16 protein-coding genes are annotated in these 18724 nt (G+C 71.1%); 11 read left to right on the plus strand and 5 right to left on the minus strand.

Annotation, left to right across the window (positions count from 1 at the left end):
• Positions 1 to 134: 134 nt before the first annotated feature.
• Together iolB and iolD are read left to right on the plus strand one after the other, a co-directional pair.
• Positions 135 to 1088: a 5-deoxy-glucuronate isomerase gene (iolB, locus tag ACWKZU_RS09875; protein ID WP_449282151.1), complete on the plus strand. Its 954-nt coding sequence runs from the start codon at positions 135 to 137 to the stop codon at positions 1086 to 1088.
• A 112-nt stretch (positions 1089 to 1200) separates the two neighbouring features.
• Positions 1201 to 3141 carry a 3D-(3,5/4)-trihydroxycyclohexane-1,2-dione acylhydrolase (decyclizing) gene (iolD, locus tag ACWKZU_RS09880; RefSeq protein WP_449282152.1) on the plus strand — a complete coding sequence of 647 codons (1941 nt, stop codon included), beginning with the start codon at positions 1201 to 1203 and terminating at the stop codon, positions 3139 to 3141.
• A gap of 118 nt (positions 3142 to 3259) precedes the next feature.
• Here the strand turns inward: iolD and ACWKZU_RS09885 are convergent, their stop codons facing one another.
• Positions 3260 to 4438 carry a Fic family protein gene (locus tag ACWKZU_RS09885; RefSeq protein ID WP_449282153.1) on the minus strand — a complete coding sequence of 393 codons (1179 nt, stop codon included), beginning with the start codon at positions 4436 to 4438 and terminating at the stop codon, positions 3260 to 3262.
• 408 nt (positions 4439 to 4846) lie between these two features.
• Here ACWKZU_RS09885 and ACWKZU_RS09890 point away from each other — a divergent pair, with 408 nt between their 5' ends.
• The 3 genes from ACWKZU_RS09890 (at position 4847) to ACWKZU_RS09900 (ending at position 8151) form a co-directional block, all read left to right on the plus strand.
• Positions 4847 to 5773, plus strand: a complete 927-nt coding sequence (locus ACWKZU_RS09890) for a sugar phosphate isomerase/epimerase family protein (RefSeq protein WP_449282154.1) — start codon at positions 4847 to 4849, stop codon at positions 5771 to 5773.
• Positions 5774 to 5984: 211 nt separating this feature from the next.
• The gene (locus tag ACWKZU_RS09895; protein ID WP_449282155.1) at positions 5985 to 7001 is read left to right on the plus strand and encodes a Gfo/Idh/MocA family protein; all 1017 of its coding nucleotides are present in this window, start codon (positions 5985 to 5987) and stop codon (positions 6999 to 7001) included.
• Between the two features lie 277 nt (positions 7002 to 7278).
• The gene (locus ACWKZU_RS09900) at positions 7279 to 8151 is read left to right on the plus strand and encodes a sugar phosphate isomerase/epimerase family protein (protein ID WP_449282156.1); all 873 of its coding nucleotides are present in this window, start codon (positions 7279 to 7281) and stop codon (positions 8149 to 8151) included.
• Positions 8152 to 8203: 52 nt separating this feature from the next.
• Here ACWKZU_RS09900 and ACWKZU_RS09905 read toward each other — a convergent pair whose 3' ends face one another.
• Positions 8204 to 8959 carry a sulfite exporter TauE/SafE family protein gene (locus tag ACWKZU_RS09905; protein ID WP_449282157.1) on the minus strand — a complete coding sequence of 252 codons (756 nt, stop codon included), beginning with the start codon at positions 8957 to 8959 and terminating at the stop codon, positions 8204 to 8206.
• A gap of 105 nt (positions 8960 to 9064) precedes the next feature.
• Here ACWKZU_RS09905 and ACWKZU_RS09910 point away from each other — a divergent pair, with 105 nt between their 5' ends.
• Positions 9065 to 10504 carry a sugar porter family MFS transporter gene (locus tag ACWKZU_RS09910; protein WP_449282158.1) on the plus strand — a complete coding sequence of 480 codons (1440 nt, stop codon included), beginning with the start codon at positions 9065 to 9067 and terminating at the stop codon, positions 10502 to 10504.
• A gap of 73 nt (positions 10505 to 10577) precedes the next feature.
• Here the strand turns inward: ACWKZU_RS09910 and ACWKZU_RS09915 are convergent, their stop codons facing one another.
• From ACWKZU_RS09915 to ACWKZU_RS09925, 3 genes are all read right to left on the minus strand, one after another.
• The gene (locus tag ACWKZU_RS09915) at positions 10578 to 11450 is read right to left on the minus strand and encodes a siderophore-interacting protein (RefSeq protein WP_449282159.1); all 873 of its coding nucleotides are present in this window, start codon (positions 11448 to 11450) and stop codon (positions 10578 to 10580) included.
• A gap of 102 nt (positions 11451 to 11552) precedes the next feature.
• The gene (locus ACWKZU_RS09920) at positions 11553 to 12554 is read right to left on the minus strand and encodes a sugar phosphate isomerase/epimerase family protein (RefSeq protein ID WP_449282160.1); all 1002 of its coding nucleotides are present in this window, start codon (positions 12552 to 12554) and stop codon (positions 11553 to 11555) included.
• Positions 12555 to 12557: 3 nt separating this feature from the next.
• A complete protein-coding gene (locus ACWKZU_RS09925; RefSeq protein WP_449282161.1) occupies positions 12558 to 13754 on the minus strand; it encodes a Gfo/Idh/MocA family protein in 1197 nt (398 codons plus the stop codon).
• Between the two features lie 324 nt (positions 13755 to 14078).
• Between ACWKZU_RS09925 and ACWKZU_RS09930 the strand changes: the two genes are divergently transcribed.
• The 5 genes from ACWKZU_RS09930 (at position 14079) to ACWKZU_RS09950 (ending at position 18723) form a co-directional block, all read left to right on the plus strand.
• Positions 14079 to 15203, plus strand: a complete 1125-nt coding sequence (locus ACWKZU_RS09930; RefSeq protein ID WP_449282162.1) for a LacI family DNA-binding transcriptional regulator — start codon at positions 14079 to 14081, stop codon at positions 15201 to 15203.
• Between the two features lie 314 nt (positions 15204 to 15517).
• On the plus strand, positions 15518 to 16534 hold the full coding sequence (gene iolG / locus ACWKZU_RS09935; RefSeq protein WP_449282163.1) for an inositol 2-dehydrogenase: 1017 nt from the start codon (positions 15518 to 15520) through the stop codon (positions 16532 to 16534).
• A gap of 113 nt (positions 16535 to 16647) precedes the next feature.
• Positions 16648 to 17424 (plus strand): TIM barrel protein, encoded by a 777-nt coding sequence (locus ACWKZU_RS09940; protein ID WP_449282164.1) that lies wholly within the window; start codon positions 16648 to 16650, stop codon positions 17422 to 17424.
• A gap of 11 nt (positions 17425 to 17435) precedes the next feature.
• Positions 17436 to 17612 carry a hypothetical protein gene (locus ACWKZU_RS09945; RefSeq protein WP_449282165.1) on the plus strand — a complete coding sequence of 59 codons (177 nt, stop codon included), beginning with the start codon at positions 17436 to 17438 and terminating at the stop codon, positions 17610 to 17612.
• 25 nt (positions 17613 to 17637) lie between these two features.
• Positions 17638 to 18723 carry a LacI family DNA-binding transcriptional regulator gene (locus tag ACWKZU_RS09950; protein ID WP_449282166.1) on the plus strand — a complete coding sequence of 362 codons (1086 nt, stop codon included), beginning with the start codon at positions 17638 to 17640 and terminating at the stop codon, positions 18721 to 18723.
• Position 18724 lies beyond the last annotated feature (1 nt).

The following is an 18724-nucleotide window of genomic DNA, read 5'->3' on the forward strand; positions in this document are numbered from 1 at the left end:
TTCCGGGCGAGCTTCCCCTCGTCATGCTGCGTGGGCGGAGCGAGTCGCAGAATCCGCTGCTGGATCCTGCGACTTCGCACAGGATGACGATGGGACGCGAGCCGCAGGTGGGTCGGTAACGAGAGGGAGAAGACATGAATGATCAGGCTTGGCAGCCAGCCGGGGCCGAGCGCTGGTTCCACCGCCGGGGCGAACTCGCCGAGGGCGGCTGGGAGACCGTGGTCGACGAGCGCACGCCGGGGTGGCAGCACACCGGCATCCGAGTGGGCAGACTCGAAGAGGGCGCCTCGCTCGACCTCGAGGGCACGGGCGTCGAGCGTCTCGTCGTCCCCCTCTCCGGCTCGTTCTCGGTGACGCACACCGAGAACGGCGTCGACACCGTCACCGAGCTGGCCGGCCGGGCCTCCGTCTTCGACGGCCGCACCGACATGCTCTACCTCTCGGCGGCGGCCACCGGCACGGTCGCCGCCCGCTCCGAGGGCGAGAGCCGCTTCCTCGTCGCCACCTCGCCCGTGCCCCTCGGCGATCCCGACCTCGTGCGGCCCACCCGCCACCTGTCGGTCGACGAGATCCCCGTGGAGCTGCGCGGCGCCGGCGCCTCGAGCCGCCAGGTGCACAACTTCGGCCGCAAGGAGGTGCTCGACGCCGCCCGCTTCATCGTGGTCGAGGTGATCACGCCCGCCGAGAACTGGTCGTCGTACCCGCCCCACAAGCACGACGAGCACATCCCCGGTCACGAGTCCCAGCTCGAGGAGATCTACTACTTCGAGGTCGCACCCGTGAAGGACGCACCCGAGGGGGTCGATCCGGAGCGCGCCTTCGGCATGTTCAGCTCGTACTCGTCGCCGGCGGGGCCCCTCGAGATCGACGCGCAGGTGAAGACCGGCGACGTCGCGCTGGTGCCCTACGGCTATCACGGCCCGGCGGTCGCGGCCCCGGGCTACGACATGTACTACCTCAACGTGATGGCCGGGCCCGATCCCGATCGCAGCTGGCTCATCAGCGACGACCCCGCCCACGGCTGGGTGCGCGACACCTGGGAGGGGCAGGAGCTCGACCCCCGCCTTCCCTTCGAACCAGATCGCTAGACCCGTCGTTCTGCGGCCGCGGAGCGGATCGCAGGATCCACAGTCCGAGAGAGATCCTGCGACTCGCGAGCCCGCGCAGGATGACGAGAAACGAATCCGCGAGGAGACCCAGATGACCACCCGTCGCATGACCGTCAGCCAGGCGCTCGTCGAGTTCCTGGCGAACCAGTGGACCGTCGACCGCGCGGCCGACGGCGCCGAGATCCGCGAGCGCACCGTGCCGGGCGTGTTCGGCATCTTCGGCCACGGCAACGTGGCGGGCGTGGGCCAGGCGCTGAAGCAGTGCCACGCCGAGAACCCGGACCTCATGCCCTACTACCAGGCGCGCAACGAGCAGGCCATGGTGCACCAGGCCGTCGGCTACGCGCGCATGCACCGGCGTCGGGGCACCTACGCCTCCGCCGCGTCGGTGGGCCCCGGCGCGACCAATCTGCTCACGGGAGCGGCGCTCGCCACCACCAACCGCCTGCCCGCGCTGCTGCTGCCGAGCGACACCTTCGCCACGCGCGTCGCCGATCCGGTGCTGCAGCAGCTGGAGCAGCCGCACGACATCGGCCTCACCGTCAACGACGCGTTCCGCCCCGTCTCCAAGTTCTTCGACCGCGTGCAGCGCCCCGAGCAGCTGTTCTCGATCGCGCTGAACGCGATGCGGGTGCTCACCGATCCCGCCGAGACCGGCGCCGTGACGATCGCGCTTCCCGAGGACGTGCAGGCGGAGGCCGTGGACGTGCCGGTCGAGTTCCTGCAGCCCCGCGAGTGGCGCATCCGCCGGCCCCGCCCCGAGCGCGACGCGCTCGCGTTCGCGATCGAGGCGATCCGAGCGGCCGAGCGGCCGTTCATCGTCGCCGGCGGCGGTGTGCTCTACTCCGACGCCGAGCAGCAGCTGCGCGACTTCGTCGAGGCGACCGGCATCCCCGTCGGATCCTCGCAGGCGGGCGGGGGTGTGCTCGACTGGGGCCACCCGCAGTACCTCGGCGGTGTCGGCGCGACCGGCACGCTCGCGGCGAACCGCCTCGCCGCCGAGGCCGACCTCATCATCGGCATCGGCACTCGCTACAGCGACTTCACCACCGCCTCGCGCACGGCGTTCCAGCACCCGGGCGTGCGGTTCGTCAACATCAACGTGGCGTCGTTCGACGCCTACAAGCACGGCACGCAGATCCCCGTGATCGCCGACGCCCGCGAGACGCTCCTCGAGCTGATCGACGCCCACGGAGACGGGGGGTTCGGGGACCTGCGTGTCGATCCCGGCTACGCCGAGCGCATCGCGCGCGAGAAGGCGGAGTGGGACGCCGCGGTGGACGAGGCCTTCGCGCCCTCCGGCCTGGCTCTGCCCGGGCAGCCCGAGATCATCGGAGCCGTGCAGCGGGCCTCCGCGCCCGAGGACGTCATCGTGCAGGCCGCGGGATCGCTCCCCGGCGACCTGCACAAGCTGTGGCGCGTGCGCGACCCGCTCGGCTACCACGTCGAGTACGCGTACTCGTGCATGGGCTACGAGATCGCGGGCGGCCTCGGTGCGAAGCGCGGCCTGCTGGCCTCCGGCGACGACCGCGATGTGATCGTGATGGTGGGCGACGGCTCGTACCTGATGCTCAACACCGAGCTCGTCACGGCGGTGGCCGAGGGCATCAAGATCATCGTGATCCTCATCCAGAACCACGGCTACGCCTCGATCGGCCATCTCTCCGAGACCGTCGGCTCCGAGCGCTTCGGCACGTGGTACCGCTCCTACGACGAGGGCGCGAAGAACTTCCAGGGCGACGAGATCCTGCCCGTCGACCTCGCGATGAACGCGCGCAGCTACGGCATGGACGTCATCGAGGTGGAGCCGGGCCCCTGCGCGATCGCGGAGCTGCAGGCCGCGATCGCGCAGGCGAAGGCGTCGGATCGCGCCACCTTCATCCACATCAACAGCGACCCGCTGATCTACGCGCCCGACGGCGCGGGCTGGTGGGACGTGCCGGTGCCGCAGGAGTCGACGCTCGAGTCGACGCAGCGCGCCCGCGCGGAGTACGAGGAGCAGGTCGCCGCGCAGAAGCCGCTGCTGGGGTAGGCGGGTCGCCGCGTCGGTGGTGCACACGCCTCGTCGCGCGTCGTACTCTCCGTCGATCGTCCCGGAGGGGCTGCACCGGAATCCGGGTCGATGCAGCCCCGCCGGCGCATCGGGGAGATCAGGCGAGCCGATTCCGGATTCTGAGGTCGAGGTCTTCGAGCTCGGCGACGATATCCGCGACGACCCACACCCGGTCGCGCTTCCGGCCGGTGACCTCGCGGAGCAGCCCGTGCTCCTCCAGCACGAGGATGCCTGCGTAGGCCGCCGCCGTGCTGCCGCCCGTGAACCCGATGAGATCATCGGCGGTCAGGACCGGATGATCGATGAGGCGTTGCAGCATGCGTCGCGCTGCGGAATCCTGACGGGCCTTGACCGTCGTGTCCCATTCGGTGGGGAGCCGGAGCAGCCGATCGAACGTGAGGAGGGATTCTTCTGCCGCCACGGTCGCGGCTCTGGCGATGACCCGCACGATCGAGTCGATGTCGCCGTCGCGGTAGCGGTTCAGCGCTGCGAAGTAGTCGGTGCGCAACGCGTACAGACCACTCGCAATCGGTACCACGGCGTTGCGGGTGGCTCCTCTGCGCTGCAGCACAGCGCCGAGGAGCGCGCGCCCGATCCGCCCGTTGCCGTCTGTGAACGGATGGATCGATTCGAATTGGGCGTGTGCGATCGAGGCCTGCACGAGTGCGGGGAGATCAGGTCGATCGACGTAGCCGAGAAGGTCGGCGAGAGCTTCCTCGACCTGATCCGGCGGCGGTGGAACGTGATCGGCGCCGCGGGGGCTGTAGTCGCTCCCCCCGATCCAATTCTGTTCCTGGCGCACCCGCCCCGCCCAGCGCCGGTCGCCGAGGTGCTCGTCGTTCTGCATCAGCAGACGGTGGGCTTCGAGCAGATCATCCAGGGTGATCGCGCGGGCGCTGCCCGCTCGGAGCATCAGGCTCTGCAGTGCCTCGGCAGCGGCCACCATGCTCGACGCGCGCGCATTGGCGCGGCTGCCCGCTATCGCGCGGGCGAGGTCGTCGCCCGAAGCTTCGATGAGCTCGATCTTCGACGAGGCGGTCGATTCCGTGCGGATCATGAAGCGTCCGAGCGCGTGTCCGCTCGTCCGCGCCGCCGAGTCTGCGCGGGCCACGGCTTGCAGGGCGTGCTCGGCAAGAACGATCGTGTCGCGTGAGGGGAGTGCGTCCAGGCCGGCGATCCGGGGCGGGATCGATACCGTCACCTCGGTGAGCATCCGGTCTTCGCGCGTGCCGCCCCGCTGTTGCTGCTGCCAGGGGCGCACCTCGGCGCCGTGCATCGGCCACTGCGGAGCGGGAGTGTCCATCGCGAGTCCTTTGCGGTATGTGGCGAGAATGTCGGAGTGGGCGAGGGCTTATTCCAGGTTAAGCGAATGAAGCGGGAATAAGAAGCACTTTGTTCCCGGCTTCCAGGCCTGAGGCGAGTACGTGAAGTGCGGAGCGGTTTCGTGCTCCGGGCAACGGGCCCCGCGGTGCCGTCGTGAAGACCCGCGCCGCTTCGGAAGAAGACGGCAGCGCTCATCCGCGACCGTGCAGATCTCCGAAACGGGGACGCAGCGGCTCGGGGCGCGACCGCGAGGGATGACCGCGAAGGCCCCGGATCTAATTTGGCCTATTGTCCTGTCAAAGTGGCGATGTGCAGGTAGAATATTGCGGTACCGAGACGTCACGAGAAAGAGCGTGAGCAGATGAGCGACGAAGCGATCGACAACCCGGGCCTGCGCATCGGCACGGCCCCCGATTCGTGGGGCGTGTGGTTTCCCGACGACCCGAAGCAGGTGCCCTGGGAGCGCTTCCTCGACGAGGTCGTGGCCTCCGGGTACCAGTGGATCGAGCTCGGCCCCTACGGGTACCTGCCCACCGACCCGCACCGGCTCGAGGACGAGCTCGGGAAGCGCGGACTCAGGCTCTCGGCCGGCACCGTCTTCACGGGCTTCCACAAGGGCGAGGAGCAGTGGCAGCGGGCGTGGGATCAGGCGCTCGCCGTCGCCGGGCTCGCCTCGAAGCTGGGCGCGGAGCACCTCGTCGTGATCCCGGACCTGTGGCGCAGCGACGCCACCAGCGAGGTGCTCGAGCCGCGCACCCTCACCGATGAGCAGTGGCGGAAGCTCGGCGCGGGCCATGACCGCCTGGGCAAGGCGCTGCTCGAGGAGTTCGGCATGCAGCAGCAGTTCCACTCCCACGCCGACAGCCACATCGGCACCACCCGCGAGGTGCTGCGCTTCCTCGACGAGACCGACCCGCGCTACACCAACCTCTGCCTCGACACGGGCCACTTCGCCTACTACGGCGGCGACAACGTGAAGCTCATCGAGGAGCGCCCCGAGCGCATCGGCTACCTGCACCTCAAGCAGGTTGATCCCACGCTGCTCTTCGACGTGCTGAAGAACGACGTGCCGTTCGCCGAGGCGGTCACCGAGGGCATCATGATCGAGCCGCCCCACGGCGTGCCCGACCTGGCCCCGATCATCGAGGCCGTCGCGCGGATCGACCCCGGGATCTTCGCGATCGTCGAGCAGGACATGTACGGCTGCGAGGTCGACCGTCCGTTCCCCATCGCCCGCCGCACCCGAGAGCACATCTTCGGGTGCACGCACATGGCGCGGATCGCGTAGCGCCCCGCCCCCGCGAGCGCCCGCCCGTATCCCGCGCGAACACCCCACCCGCATCCCCCGCGAACACCCCGCCCGTATCCCGCGCGAACACCCCACCCGTCATCCTGCGGCCGCGAAGCGGATCGCAGGATCCAGAAATCAGACGAAGAGATCCTGCGTACTGCGACTCACTCCGTTCGCGCAGGATGACGATAGAAATCGAGGATCGAATATGACCGAGGACCTCCGCATCGCCGTCGTCGGCGCCGGCATGATGGGCGCCGACCACGTCAAGCGCATCACCCACCGCATCGCGGGCGCCCGCGTCTCCGCGATCGTCGAGCCCGACGCCGGCCGCGCCGAGGCGGCCGCGCAGAACGCCCCGGGTTCCGCGGCGTTCACGAGCATCGAGGACGCGATCGCGGCCGACGCGATGGACGCCGTGCTCATCGCCACGCCGGGGCAGTTCCACGCCCCCGTGCTGAAGCCCGCGCTCGACGCGCGGCTGCCGATCCTGTGCGAGAAGCCGCTGACGCAGGACTCGGCCTCCTCGCTCGAGATCCTCGAGCTCGAGCAGCAGCTGGACCGGCCGCACATCCAGGTGGGCTTCATGCGCCGCTTCGACGCCGAGTACCAGGCGCTGCGCGAGCTCGTCGTGTCGGGAGAGAGCGGCGAGCTGCTCATGGTGCGCGCCCTGCACCGCAACCCGTCGGTGCCCGAGAGCTACACGAACGACATGCTCATCACCGACTCGGTGGTGCACGAGTTCGACGTGGTGCCGTGGCTCGCGGGATCCCGCGTCGTGAGCGTCGAGGTGAAGCACCCGCGCCGCAACTCGCTCGCCCCCGAGCGGCTCAGCGAGCCGATCCTCGTGATCATGGAGCTCGAGAACGGGGTGCTCGTCGACGTCGAGATGAACGTGAGCGTGCAGTTCGGCTACCAGGTCGCCACCGAGGCCGTCTTCGAGCGGGGCATCGCCCGCATCGGGCAGCCCTCCGGCCTGCAGCGCTGGGACGCCGGGTACTTCCGCGTGAAGGACCACGAGAGCTTCGTGACCCGCTTCGCCGCCGCCTACGACGCGCAGATCCAGCGCTGGGTCGACGCGATCCGCCGCGGCGACCTCATCGACGGGCCCAATGCCTGGGACGGCTACCTCGTCGCCCTCTCCTGCGAGGCCGGCGTCCAGGCGCTGCACGGAGGCGGCATCGTGCCCGTCGAGGCCCCCGAGCGCCCCGCCTTCTACGCTTGACCGATTCGCCGGTTGAGCGAGGAGAAGCCGCCTCTCGCTGATTGAGCGAGCGGAGCGAGTCGAAATCGAGGATCCTGGGTCTCGACTCGTCGCAGGCGCCTCGCTCAACCTGCGGATCCCCCGTCATCCTGCGCGCGGCGAAGCCGGTCATCCTGCGCGAGTGCAGCGAATCCTCCAGGAGAAACGCGCCAGCGTTTCTCGGACTCGCTGCCGGAGCTCCGCTCCGGAGTCGCAGCACGCAGGATCCACACCCGAAAAAGACCGCAAAGGAGCCCCCATGGTCCGCATCGCCCTCGATCCCACGCCCTACAACGACTCGGTGCATCTGCTCGACTTCCCCGACCTCGTCGCCCGACTCGGCTACGAGTACCTGCAGCTCACCCCGAACCCCGACTTCGGGCGGCACTTCCACCACCCGAAGGTCGACGGCGACATGATCGCGAAGCTGAAGAAGCGCGCGGGCGACGCGGGGGTGACCATCACCTCGGTGCTGCCCGTGCAGCGCTTCGGCGGACCCGAGGAGCACCAGCTGCAGGCGGCGATCTACAACACGACCCGCTACATCCGCATCGCCGCCGAGCTCGGGGCGCCGATCGTCAACACCGAGTTCTCGGGCCGCCCCGAGCGCGAGGAGGAGTCGGAGCACTGCTTCTACCGCGCGATGGACGCGCTCATCCCGGTGCTCGAGCGGGAGGGCGTCACGCTCAACTTCGATCCCCACCCCGACGACTTCGTCGAGGACGGGCTGGAGGCCTGGCGCATCATCCGCGGGCTCAACACCGATCGCGTCGGGTTCGTGTACGTCGCGGCGCACACCTTCCACTACGGGGATCGGGCCGCCGCGCTGCTGTCCGAGGTCGGCGACCGGCTGGGGGCCGTGTACACGGCCGACACCTTCGACCACACCCGTTCGCACGCGCTGCGCTACATCACGAACCCGCCCGGCAACGCCGTGCGCGTGCACCAGCACCTCGCCATCGGCGACGGCGATGTCGACTGGGCCGAGCTCTTCGGCACGCTCAAGCGGACGGGCTACCTCGACCGCGAGGACGCGCTCATCGTCTCGAACGTCTTCGCAGAGGACGAGCACGCCGATGAGATCTCGCGCTACCAGCGCGCGAAGATCGAGGAGCTGATCGCCGCGGCGTGATCGCGGCCGGTGCGGCGGGCCTCCGTTCCCCCGTGGACCGGCGGCTCCCGCCTCAGCCCACCAGCAGGTAGATCGCGCCGAGGACCGTGCAGGCGATGACCGCCCACTCGAAGGTGCGCTGCTCGATGCGCAGGGCGATCCAGCGCCCGATGAGGGCCCCGGCGATCACGCCGGGCACGAGCAGCAGATCGAGCAGCAGCGTGCTCGGGGTGATGAGCCCGAGACCCACCGAGACCGGCACCTTGGCGAGGTTGATCACCGCGAAGAACCACGCCGCGGTGCCGAGGAACGCCTTCACTGGGAAGCGCGCGGCGAGGAAGTACATCGACATCACCGGGCCGCCGGCGTTCGCCACCATCGTGGTGAAACCGCCGAGCGAGCCGTAGCCGATGCGGGCGGCGCGGCCCGATCCCGATCCGCCGGCCGAGACGGTGCGCCGCCGCTGCCACAGCGTGAACGCGATGATGAGCAGCAGGATCACGCCGATGACCCGCCGCACCCAGGAGTCGTCGGCGAACGCGAGGAAGAGCGCGCCGGCCAAGAGGCCGGCGATGACGGCGGGGATGAGCCGGACGAGCGTCGCCCAGTCGGCGTGACGGCGGTAGCTGATCAGCGCGAAGACATCGCCGACGATGAGCAGCAGCAGAAGCGCGCCGGTCGAGGCCCGGGCGGGCAGGATCGCCGCGAACACCGCGATGGAGAGCGTGTTGATGCCCGGGAGGGCGGTCTTCGAGACGCCGACGAGCAGGGCGGCGAGTGCCAGCAGCGCCCACGCGAGAGGGGCGAGATCTGGGAGCAGCGACGTCACGGGGCCACCCTACCCGAAGACGAGTTTGTTCAAATGTAACGACATTGTTACACTCGATGGAACGCTCCATTTCCCCCGGAGCGCCAGCTTGACGAAGGAGTCCCCTTGGCCTCAGGAACGATCGATCCGAGCAAATCGGCCCTGCCCGCGCTCACGGACGGCCCGCACCGCAGGCGGCTCGGCCTCGTCGCGCTGATCGCGACCTTCGGCGGCCTGCTGTTCGGCTACGACACCGGCGTGATCAACGGCGCGCTGCGCCCCATGGCCGCCGAGCTCGGCCTCGACCCCTTCACCGAGGGCGTCGTCACGAGCTCGCTGATCTTCGCCGCCGCCGTCGGTGCGATGTTCTGCGGACGGCTCTCCGACGGCTGGGGGCGCCGCAAGACCATCATCCTGCTCGCGGTGCTGTTCTTCGTCGGCACGCTGTTCGTGGTCGCGGCTCCGGGCCTCGCGGTGCTGGTGATCGGTCGTATCCTGCTCGGCCTCGCCGTCGGCGGCGCCTCGACCGTGGTGCCCGTCTTCCTCGCCGAGATGGCCCCCTACGAGATCCGCGGCTCGCTCGCGGGCCGCAACGAGCTCATGATCGTCGTCGGTCAGCTCGCGGCGTTCGTCGTCAACGCCATCATCGGCAACGCGCTCGGCCACCTCGACGGCGTGTGGCGCATCATGTTCGCGATCTGCGCGCTGCCCGCCATCGCGCTGTTCTTCGGCATGCTGCGCATGCCGGAATCGCCTCGCTGGCTCATGGAGAAGGGTCGCGAGGCCGAGGCGCTCGCGGTGCTCAGGAGCGTGCGCTCCGAGGATCGCGCCGTCGCCGAGATGCGCGATCTCGAGCGCATCGCCGCCGAAGAGGCGGAGGAGACGCAGCTCGGCTGGCGCGCGATCTTCTCGAACCGGAACCTGCTGAGGATCCTGCTCATCGGCGTGGGCGTCGGCATCGCGCAGCAGCTCACGGGCATCAACTCGATCATGTACTTCGGCCAGACCGTGCTCGTGGAGTCCGGCTTCGACGAGCGCGCGGCGCTCATCGCCAACATCGCCCCCGGTGTCATCGCGGTGATCGGCGCCGTCATCGCCCTCGCCATGATGGACCGCTTCGACCGCCGCAAGACCTTCATCACCGGCCTCGCGCTCACCACGAGCAGCCACCTGCTGATCGGCCTCGCCTCGATGGCGCTGCCCGTCGGGCATCCGCTGCGCCCCTGGGTGATCCTCTTCCTCGTGGTGCTGTTCGTGGGATCGATGCAGACCTTCCTGAACGTGGCGGTGTGGGTCTACCTCTCCGAGATCTTCCCGCTGCACATGCGCGGCTTCGGGATGGGGTTCTCGGTCTTCATGCTGTGGGTGACCAACGGCTTCCTGTCGCTGTACTTCCTCTCGCTCGTCGAGGCCGTCGGGATCACTGGCACCTTCTACCTCTTCGCGGCCGTCGGGCTGGTCGCGCTGCTCTTCGTGTGGCGGTTCGTGCCGGAGACGCGCGGGCGCACGCTCGAGGAGCTCGAGGAGGACGTGACGACCGGCGCGATCTACCTGCTCAAGAAGTAGCCGGCCCCCCCCTGCACGCCGCGGCCCCCGCACTCGTCTGCCGAGTGCGGGGGCCGCGGCGTGACCGTGTGCTCTACTCGGGGAAGATCTGCCCCACGGCCTCGCGCTTCTCGGCCTGGAAGCCGTCCTCGGCGCGGCCGAGCGCCCAGTAGGCCGAGAGCGAGAGCGCGCGGCGGTCGATGCCCCAGTCGTCGTGCAGCAGCGCCCGCAGCCCCTTGATGGATCCGCGCTCGCCGTGGGCGAAGACCTCCGGCAGCACCTCGGGCCGGGGCAGGGCGCGCGCGGCCTCGAGCAGCACGGTGCCGTGGACCGCCTCGCCGCCATCGGGGGTGCGGCGGTGCAGCCACCGCAGCTCGATGCCGGCGGGCCGGGGGAGGTCGATCTCGTCATCCGGGCCGCCCACCTCGATCAGAGCGAGGCCCCGCGCCTCCGCGGGCATGGCCTCGAGCGCCGCGGCGATGGCCGGCAGTGCCGACTCGTCGCCGAGCAGCAGCCGCGGCACCGCCGGATCGGCGGACGGCGCATACTGCCCGCCCGGACCCGAGAGCGAGACGCGGTCGCCCGGCTGCGCGTTCGCGGCCCAGGGGCCCGCGATGCCCTCGTCGCCGTGCACCACGAAGTCGACGGCCATGGTGCCCGCGGCCTCGTCGATCGAGCGGACCGTGTAGGTGCGCCGCACCGGCAGGTCCTCGAGCGGGAGGATCTCGCGGAGCTCCTCGAGATCGTACGGCGGGGTCAGCCCGAGCTCCGGCTTCGCGAAGAGCAGTTTCACGTACTTGTCGGTCTTCGCGATCCGATCCGGATCGGCCTCGCCGACGAAGGCGGCGAAGTCCGCTCCGCCGAGGTGCACGCGCACGAGATGCGGGCTCAGCCGCTCGGTGCGGTCGACGACGAGGACGCGCTGGGGGCCGCCGCGGCGACGCGCGGGGGTGGTGGTTTCGCTCATCCCCTCACCGTAGCCCGGATCGAGCTGTGGATTCCAGGTTCATCCGATGATTGGAGCCCGGGGCGAGGGCCCAGCGGTGGTCCCGCGCCACCCCGATGGCGCCTACGCGTCGAGCGCGGCGTCGGCGTCGCGCAGCACCTGCGCGGCCACCTCGAGCCCCTCGATGCGGCCGAGCGACACGTCCTCGTGCTCGATGTTCACCCACATCCCGGGGTCGACCTCGCGCAGCGCCCGCAGGAACTCGGTCCAGAACGCCGTGTCGTGGCCCTTGCCGAGCGCCACGAAATCCCACGCCGACCGCTTCGGCCACTCGTTGGCCCACTCGTCGCCGCCGAGGTTGGTGCGAGGCTCCTCGGGAGAGAGGCGGCGGAAGGAGTTGTCGAGCACGCCGTTGAGGCGCGCGAATTCGGGGTTGACCCGCACGTCCTTCGCGGCGGCGTGGAAGACCAGCTCCCCCAGGTGCCGCACAACGGCCACGGGATCCATCTGCTGCCAGAACAGGTGCGAGGCGTCGAGCTCCACGCCCACGTGGGTGGCGCCCGTGAGCTCGATGAGCTTGTGCACGTCGGCCGAGTTGAACACCAGGTTCTGCGGGTGCAGCTCGAGCGCCACCCGCACGCCGTGGTCGGCGGCGAAGCGGTCGATCTCGCGCCAGAACCGCGCGGCGACGTCCCACTGGTAATCGAGCACGTCGAGCGCGGCCGAGTTCCAGGCGTTGACGACCCAGTTGACCACGGCGGCGCCGGGCTCGCCGCCGGGCAGGCCGGACATGGTGACCACACGATCCTGCCCCAGGCGGGCGGCGAGCTCGATGGAGCGGCGCACATCGGCCGCGTGGGCGTCGCCGATCAACGGTTTCGGGTGCAGCGGATTGCCGTTGCAGTTGAGGCCGGCGATCGATACGCCCGTGCCCTCGAACAGGCCCAGGAACTCGTCGCGGGCGGTGTCGGAGACGAGGATCTCCTCGCGGTTCGGGAGGTGCACCGGGGGCAGGAAGCCGCCCGAGTTGAGTTCGATGCCGGTGAGGCCGAGACTCGCGACCACCTCGATGGCCTCGGGGAGGTCGCGGTCGTGCAGGATCGCGTTGTAGACGCCGAGTTTCATGTGTCAGTTCTCCTTCACGGCGACCGTCGCGCCACCCTGGGCGGCCGAGGCGGCGACGGCGGCGAGGAGCTCCATGTTGTGCACGCCGTCGTCGAAGGTGCGGCAGCGGGGCAGCGACTCGGCCTCGGGAATGCCGGCGACCTCTTCGAGGAACGCGCGGGCCTGGTGCACGAAGAGGTCGTTCTGGCCGATGCCGACGCCCGGGGCGTCCATGGCCCAGCCGCCCGCGTAGTGCGGGTGGGCGGGGCCGAGCGCCACGGTGCGGTAGCCGGCGAGGTCGTCCTGCTCGTCGTGCAGCATCACCTCGACCCGGCCGGGGTTGGTCTGCGACCAGCGGGCCGCGCCCTTCGAGCCGAACACTTCGAGGACGAGGTCGTTGGGGTGCCCCGCGGCCACGCGCGACACCTCGAGGGTGCCGACGCAGCGCTCGAAGCGCGCGTTGAAGGTCGCGTAGTCGTCGTTCTCGACCGGGGCCAGCTCGTCGCCGACGTTGCCGCGGGTGTGGCCCACGACGGCGCTGAGCGGCTGAGGGCGCTCGGCGATGGAGGTGTGGAACCGGCCGCCCGAGACCTCGCGCACGTCGCCGCAGAGGTACTCCGCGATGTACGAGAGATGGCTGCCGACGTCGCCCAGTGCGCCGGACCCGGCCGGGCCCTGGTAGCGCCAGCTCATGGGCGCGTCGGGGCGGCAGCCGTAGTCGGTCCAGTAGCGGCCCGAGAAGTGCAGCACTTCGCCGAGACGGCCGTCGTCGATGAGGCTGCGGATGAAGGCGATGCCGGGGGCGCGCAGGTAGCTGTAGCCGATGCGGGCGAGCGTGCCGTCGGCGTTCGCCGCGCGGGCCGCCGCGGCCATCGCGCGCGCGTCGTCGATCGTGTCGCTCAGGGGCTTCTCGCAGAGCACGTGCTTGCCGGCCGCGAGCAGCGCCTCGACGATCTCGCGGTGCAGGAGGTTCGCGACGACCACGCTGACGACGTCGATGCGGTCGTCGTCGACGATGGCGCGCCAGTCGGCGTCGTGCCGTTCGAAGCCGTAGCGGGCGGCGGCCTCGGCGCCGAGTTCGACGTTGATGTCGGCGATCGAGACGAGGCGGATCTCGGGAAGGGTCGGCTTGTAGAGCGTCGAGGCTGCGCGATAGGCGGCCGCGTGGGCCTTGCCGGCCATGCCTGCGCCGATGACGGCGACGCCGAGGGAGGCGGTCATGGGTGTCCTTTCGAGAAGAAGAGAAGAGGAGGAGGAGTGTCGATGGTGGGTGGCGGGTCGGCCTCGCCGGTCGAACGAGAACGGATCGCGCGCGCCGACGTGTGCGCGCGATCCGTGGTGGTGCTGCGGCGCCGGGCGAGTCGACACCACTGGCACCGCTCGGCTCCGAGCGGGCGATGCGAGCTCTCACCTGCGTTGGAGCGCTCCAACATGGATCACGCTAACCTTGATGGGGCCGCGCTGTCAATGCGAAACCCCGGAAACCGCTCCGGGGTCGTTCGCGTCGGGATCGCCGGCCGTACGAGCGCGAACGAGAGGAGGCGCATGCGCAAGTCGCCCACCATCTACGACGTCGCCGAGCGCGCCGGCGTCTCGAAGTCGCTCGTCTCCCTCGTGCTGCGCGGATCCCCCCGCGTGAGCGACGAGAAGCGCGAGGCCGTGCTCGCCGCGGTCGCCGAGCTCGACTACACGCCCAGTCGCCTGGCCGCCGGTCTCGCCGGCACGCGCACCCGCAGCGTCGGCGTGGTGATCGACGAGTTCGAGAACCTGTGGTTCGCCCCGGCCCTCGCAGGCCTGCGCTCGGCGCTCGGCGCGGGCGGGTACAGCCTGAGCGTCGCCGATGCGGCGCTGAACGCGCACCTGGGTCTCGATCCGCTCGAGGTGTTCCGCTCGCTGCGGGTCGACGGAGTGGTGCTGGCCGGCGAGGTGCCCGACGAGGCCGTGAAACGCCTCGCCGTGCCGGCGGTCGTGCTCGGCACGCGTGCGCTCAGACTCCCGAACGCCCCGCTGATCGCGAGCGACGAGTTCGCCGGCGGGCGGCTCGCCGCGGCGCACCTCGCCGAGCTCGGGCATCGCGCCATCGCCTGCGTCACGGGCCCCGGGGCGAGCGCGGCGGCACGCGAGGCGGGGTATCTCGCCGAGATGCGGGATCGCGGCCTCGCGCCGCGGGTGGTGCGCGCCGCGCAGACCACGGAGGCCGCCGCGCGGGCGGCCGCGGCGGGGCTGTTCGAGCCGGTCGGATCCGGAGCCTCACGGCCGGTATCCGGATCGGGCTCGGGATCCGGGTCCGGACCGGCTTCGGGATCCGCGGCGACCGCCGGACCCCCCGCCCCCGTGCCGCCCGGGGCCGACCCCCGCCCCGGGGCCCATCCCGGTCCCACCGCGGTGTTCGCGGTCAACGACCCGATGGCGGTCGGCGTGATCGGGGCGGCGCGGGATCGCGGCCTCGCCGTGCCCCGCGACCTCTCGATCGTCGGATACGACGACTCGCCTCTGGCGGCGTACGACTTCGTGTCGCTCACCTCGGTGAGCGGCGACCCGCAGGAGCTGGGCGAGGCCGCGGGCCGCGCCCTCGTGGCGCTGCTCGAGGGCGACGCCGACCCGGATCCCGCGCGCCTGCTCGCCCCGCGGCTCGTGGTGCGCGGATCCGCGGCGGCGCCCCGGGGCTGAGCGGGCGCGGTCGTGCCGGCCCACCGCCGGTTTCGCGTCGCCGACAGCCGTTCCGCCATCGCCCCGCGCCGGAGGGCGCGCCGAGTGGAGACCCTGCGGCTGAGCGCCGCCGGATTCGCCCGCATGCTGATCGCCGGCCGATAGCGGCCCGGGGGAGGCGCGGTGGGAGAACCCCGTCGATCCGCGTGAGAAAGTTCGCCCCGCACCCTGATTCGGACCGGTCCAAGCTCTATACTGTAATCGACGTATTGTCTTATCAAATAGGGAACGCCGAAGTGGGTGCGGCACCCGACCCCGACCCGGAGGACACCGCAATGACGCAGCAACCCGTTCGCTTCGGACTCATCGGCACCGGCCGCATCGGCCAGGTGCACGCCGCGAGCATCGCCGCCGCCACCGCCGCCGTCCTCGCCTGGGTCGCCGACCCCTTCGTCGAGGGCGCCCGCGGGGTCGCCGAGCGCTTCGGCGGCACCGCGACCGACTCGGCCGAAGAGCTCATCGCGGCGGGTGCCGCAGGCGAGCTCGACGCCGTGCTCATCGCCTCGCCCACGCCCACTCACGTCGACCTCATCGAGGCCTCGGTGCGGGCCGGCCTGCCGGTGCTGTGCGAGAAGCCCATCGACCTCGATATCGCCCGCGTCGACGCCCTGCGCCCGCTCGTGCAGTCGAGCGGAGTACCGGTCGCGCTCGGCTTCAACCGCCGCTTCGACCGCGACTTCGCGGCGGTGCGGGATCGTGTGGCCGCCGGCGAGATCGGCGATCTCGAGCAGCTCGTCATCATCAGCCGCGACCCGGCCGCGCCGCCCGCCGACTACGTCAAGGTGTCGGGCGGCATCTTCCGCGACATGACGATCCACGACTTCGACATGGCCCGCTTCTTCCTGCCCGAGATCGTCTCGGTCAGCGCCACCGGCACGCAGGCCTTCGACCCGGGCGCCCGCGAGCACGGCGACTTCGACACCGCCGTCACCACGCTGCGCGCCGCGTCGGGCGCCGTCGTCACGATCGTCAACTCGCGCCACAGCGCCATCGGCTACGACCAGCGCCTCGAGGCCTTCGGTGCGAAGGGCATGCTGCAGGTGGCGAACGCGCCCACCAGCCTTGTCAGCGCCTCGTCCGCCGACGCGGTCGACGCGAAGCCCGCGTTCGGCGCGTTCTTCCTCGAGCGCTACGCCCAGGCCTACGCGTCCGAGCTCGCCGAGTTCGTGAAGCTCGTGCGCGGCGAGGCGTCGACCAGCCCCACCTTCGAGGACGGCCGCGCCGCGCTCGTCCTCGCCGACGCCGCCCAGCGCTCCGCCACCGAGGGCGTCACCGTCGCCGTCGAGCTCTGAGCGCCGATCCCGATCCGAACCACCGAAGGCGGAGCCCGAACCACCCGAACCCCCGTCATCCTGCGACTCCTTCGTCGCGCAGGATGACCTGAGCTTTCCGAGAGGACCCCGCCATGACCTACCGCCTCGCCGCCTGCGCCGAGATGCTCTTCCTCGAGCTGCCGTTCGAGGAGCGCGTGCGCCGCATCCACGACCGCGGCTTCCTCGTCGAGATCTGGGACTGGAGCACGAAGGATCTCGCGGCGCTGGCCGCGACGGGCGCCGAGTTCTCGTCGATGACCGGCTACCTGCGAGGCGACCTCACCACCGATGAGGGCCGCGCCGAGCTGATCGCCACCGCGAAGGAGTCGCTGCGCGCCGCCGAGATCATCGACTCGCCGCGCCTCAACCTGCACGGCACCGGCCTCGGGGAAGGCGGCCTGCCGGTCGTGCCGCGCGCGAGCGTGAGCGGCGAGGACTGGATCCGCGCCGCCGACACGCTGCGCGAGCTGGCCGCACTCGGCGAGGCGGCCGGCCGCACCTTCGTGCTCGAGAACCTCAACCTCGCCGTCGACCACCCGGGCACGCCCTTCGCCCGCGCCGCAGACACCCTCGCGCTCGTGCGCGCCGTGAACCGCCCCGGCATGCGGCTGAACCTCGACCTGTACCACGCGCAGATCGGCGAGGGGAACCTGGTCGAGCTGGTGCGCGAGGCGCTGCCGTGGGTCGGAGAGATCCAGGTGGCCGACGTGCCCGGCCGCTGCGAGCCCGGCACGGGCGAGATCCGCTACGAGGCGGTCGCGGCCGCGCTGCGCGAGCTGGGGTACGCGGGCGTGATCGGCATGGAGGCGTGGGCCAGCGGGGATCCCGACGCGGCCCTCGACGCGTTCGCGGCCGCGTTTGGCGCGTAGGGCGGATCGCGATGGGCGGGGATCGGGAGCGCAACGTCTACCGCGCGATCGTGCTCGTCGCGCTGGTCGCCGGGGCGCTCGGCTTCCTCTGGTACCTCTCCCAGGGCGGCGAGGGGCTCGGGGAGGGCGGCATCTTCCGCTTCTTCTCCGACCCGGCGGGCGACCCGGGGCCGACGCCCGCGGAGTGAGCCCCCGAGCCCTAGGATGTGAGGGGTGGCGCGCCGGGATGCGGCGCACGACACGGTGACGGAGGCGGCCATGACGGAGCAGACGCGGGATCCGGCGGCGCACGTCCGTCCGCCGACGATCCGCGATGTCGCGCGCGAGGCGGGGGTCTCGAAATCGCTCGTCTCGCTCGTCTTCAACGGCGGTGAGAACGTCAGCGAGGAGCGGCGCAGGAGGGTGCTGCTCGCGGCCGAGCGGCTCGGGTACCGTCCCAATCTCGTCGCGCAGTCGCTGTCCGCCGGACGGCGCGATCTCGTCGGGATCCTCGTCTCCAACCTCTCGAACCCGATCTTCGCCGACATCGTGGGCGCTGCGAAGGCGCGCCTCAGTGAGGCCGGCCAGCGCACCATGATCGTCACGGCGCAGGTCGACGACGGCAGCGGGGAGCCGGTGCTCGACCGCGACAACCTCGCGGTGCTCCGGGATCTGCGCCCGGCGGGGCTCATCACCGTCGGCACGATCCCCGAGTTCTCGGAGCTCTCCGACCTCACGGCGTCGATCCCGACCGTCGTGGCGAGCGCGATCGACGCGACCGACGACACGGTCGCCGCCGTGCGCACCGACGACGACGCGGGTGTCGACCTGGTCGTGGACCACCTCGCCGGCCTGGGGCTGACGCGCGTCGTGTTCGTGGGCGGCGACGGCGGCACGGTCTCCGCCTCGCGCGAGCGGGCCTTCCGCGCGGCGGTGGAGCGGCGGGGGCTGGGCGCGACTGCGGCGGTGGAGCGCGCCGACTTCACGGAGGCCGGCGCGCGTCGCGCCGTGACGAGGATCCTGGCGGCGGGCGACCCGCCCGAGGCCATCGTCGCGGTGAACGACCTCACGGCGCTCGGTGTCATCGCAGCCCTCGAGGAGGCGGGCGTGCCGGTGCCGGAGCGCTGCCGTGTGACCGGCTACGACGATTCGGCCCTCGCGGCGATCCCGCGGATCTCGCTCACCAGCGTGGATCCGCACAACCGGCGCATCGGCCGCGAGGCCGCCGAGGCGCTGCTCGCCGCCTCGGGCCCGTTCCCGCGCGGCCGCGAGGTGCTGATCCCCCCGAGCCTCGTGGTGCGGGGGTCGACCGGGGGCTGAT

It is taken from the genome of Leucobacter sp., assembly GCF_053528595.1.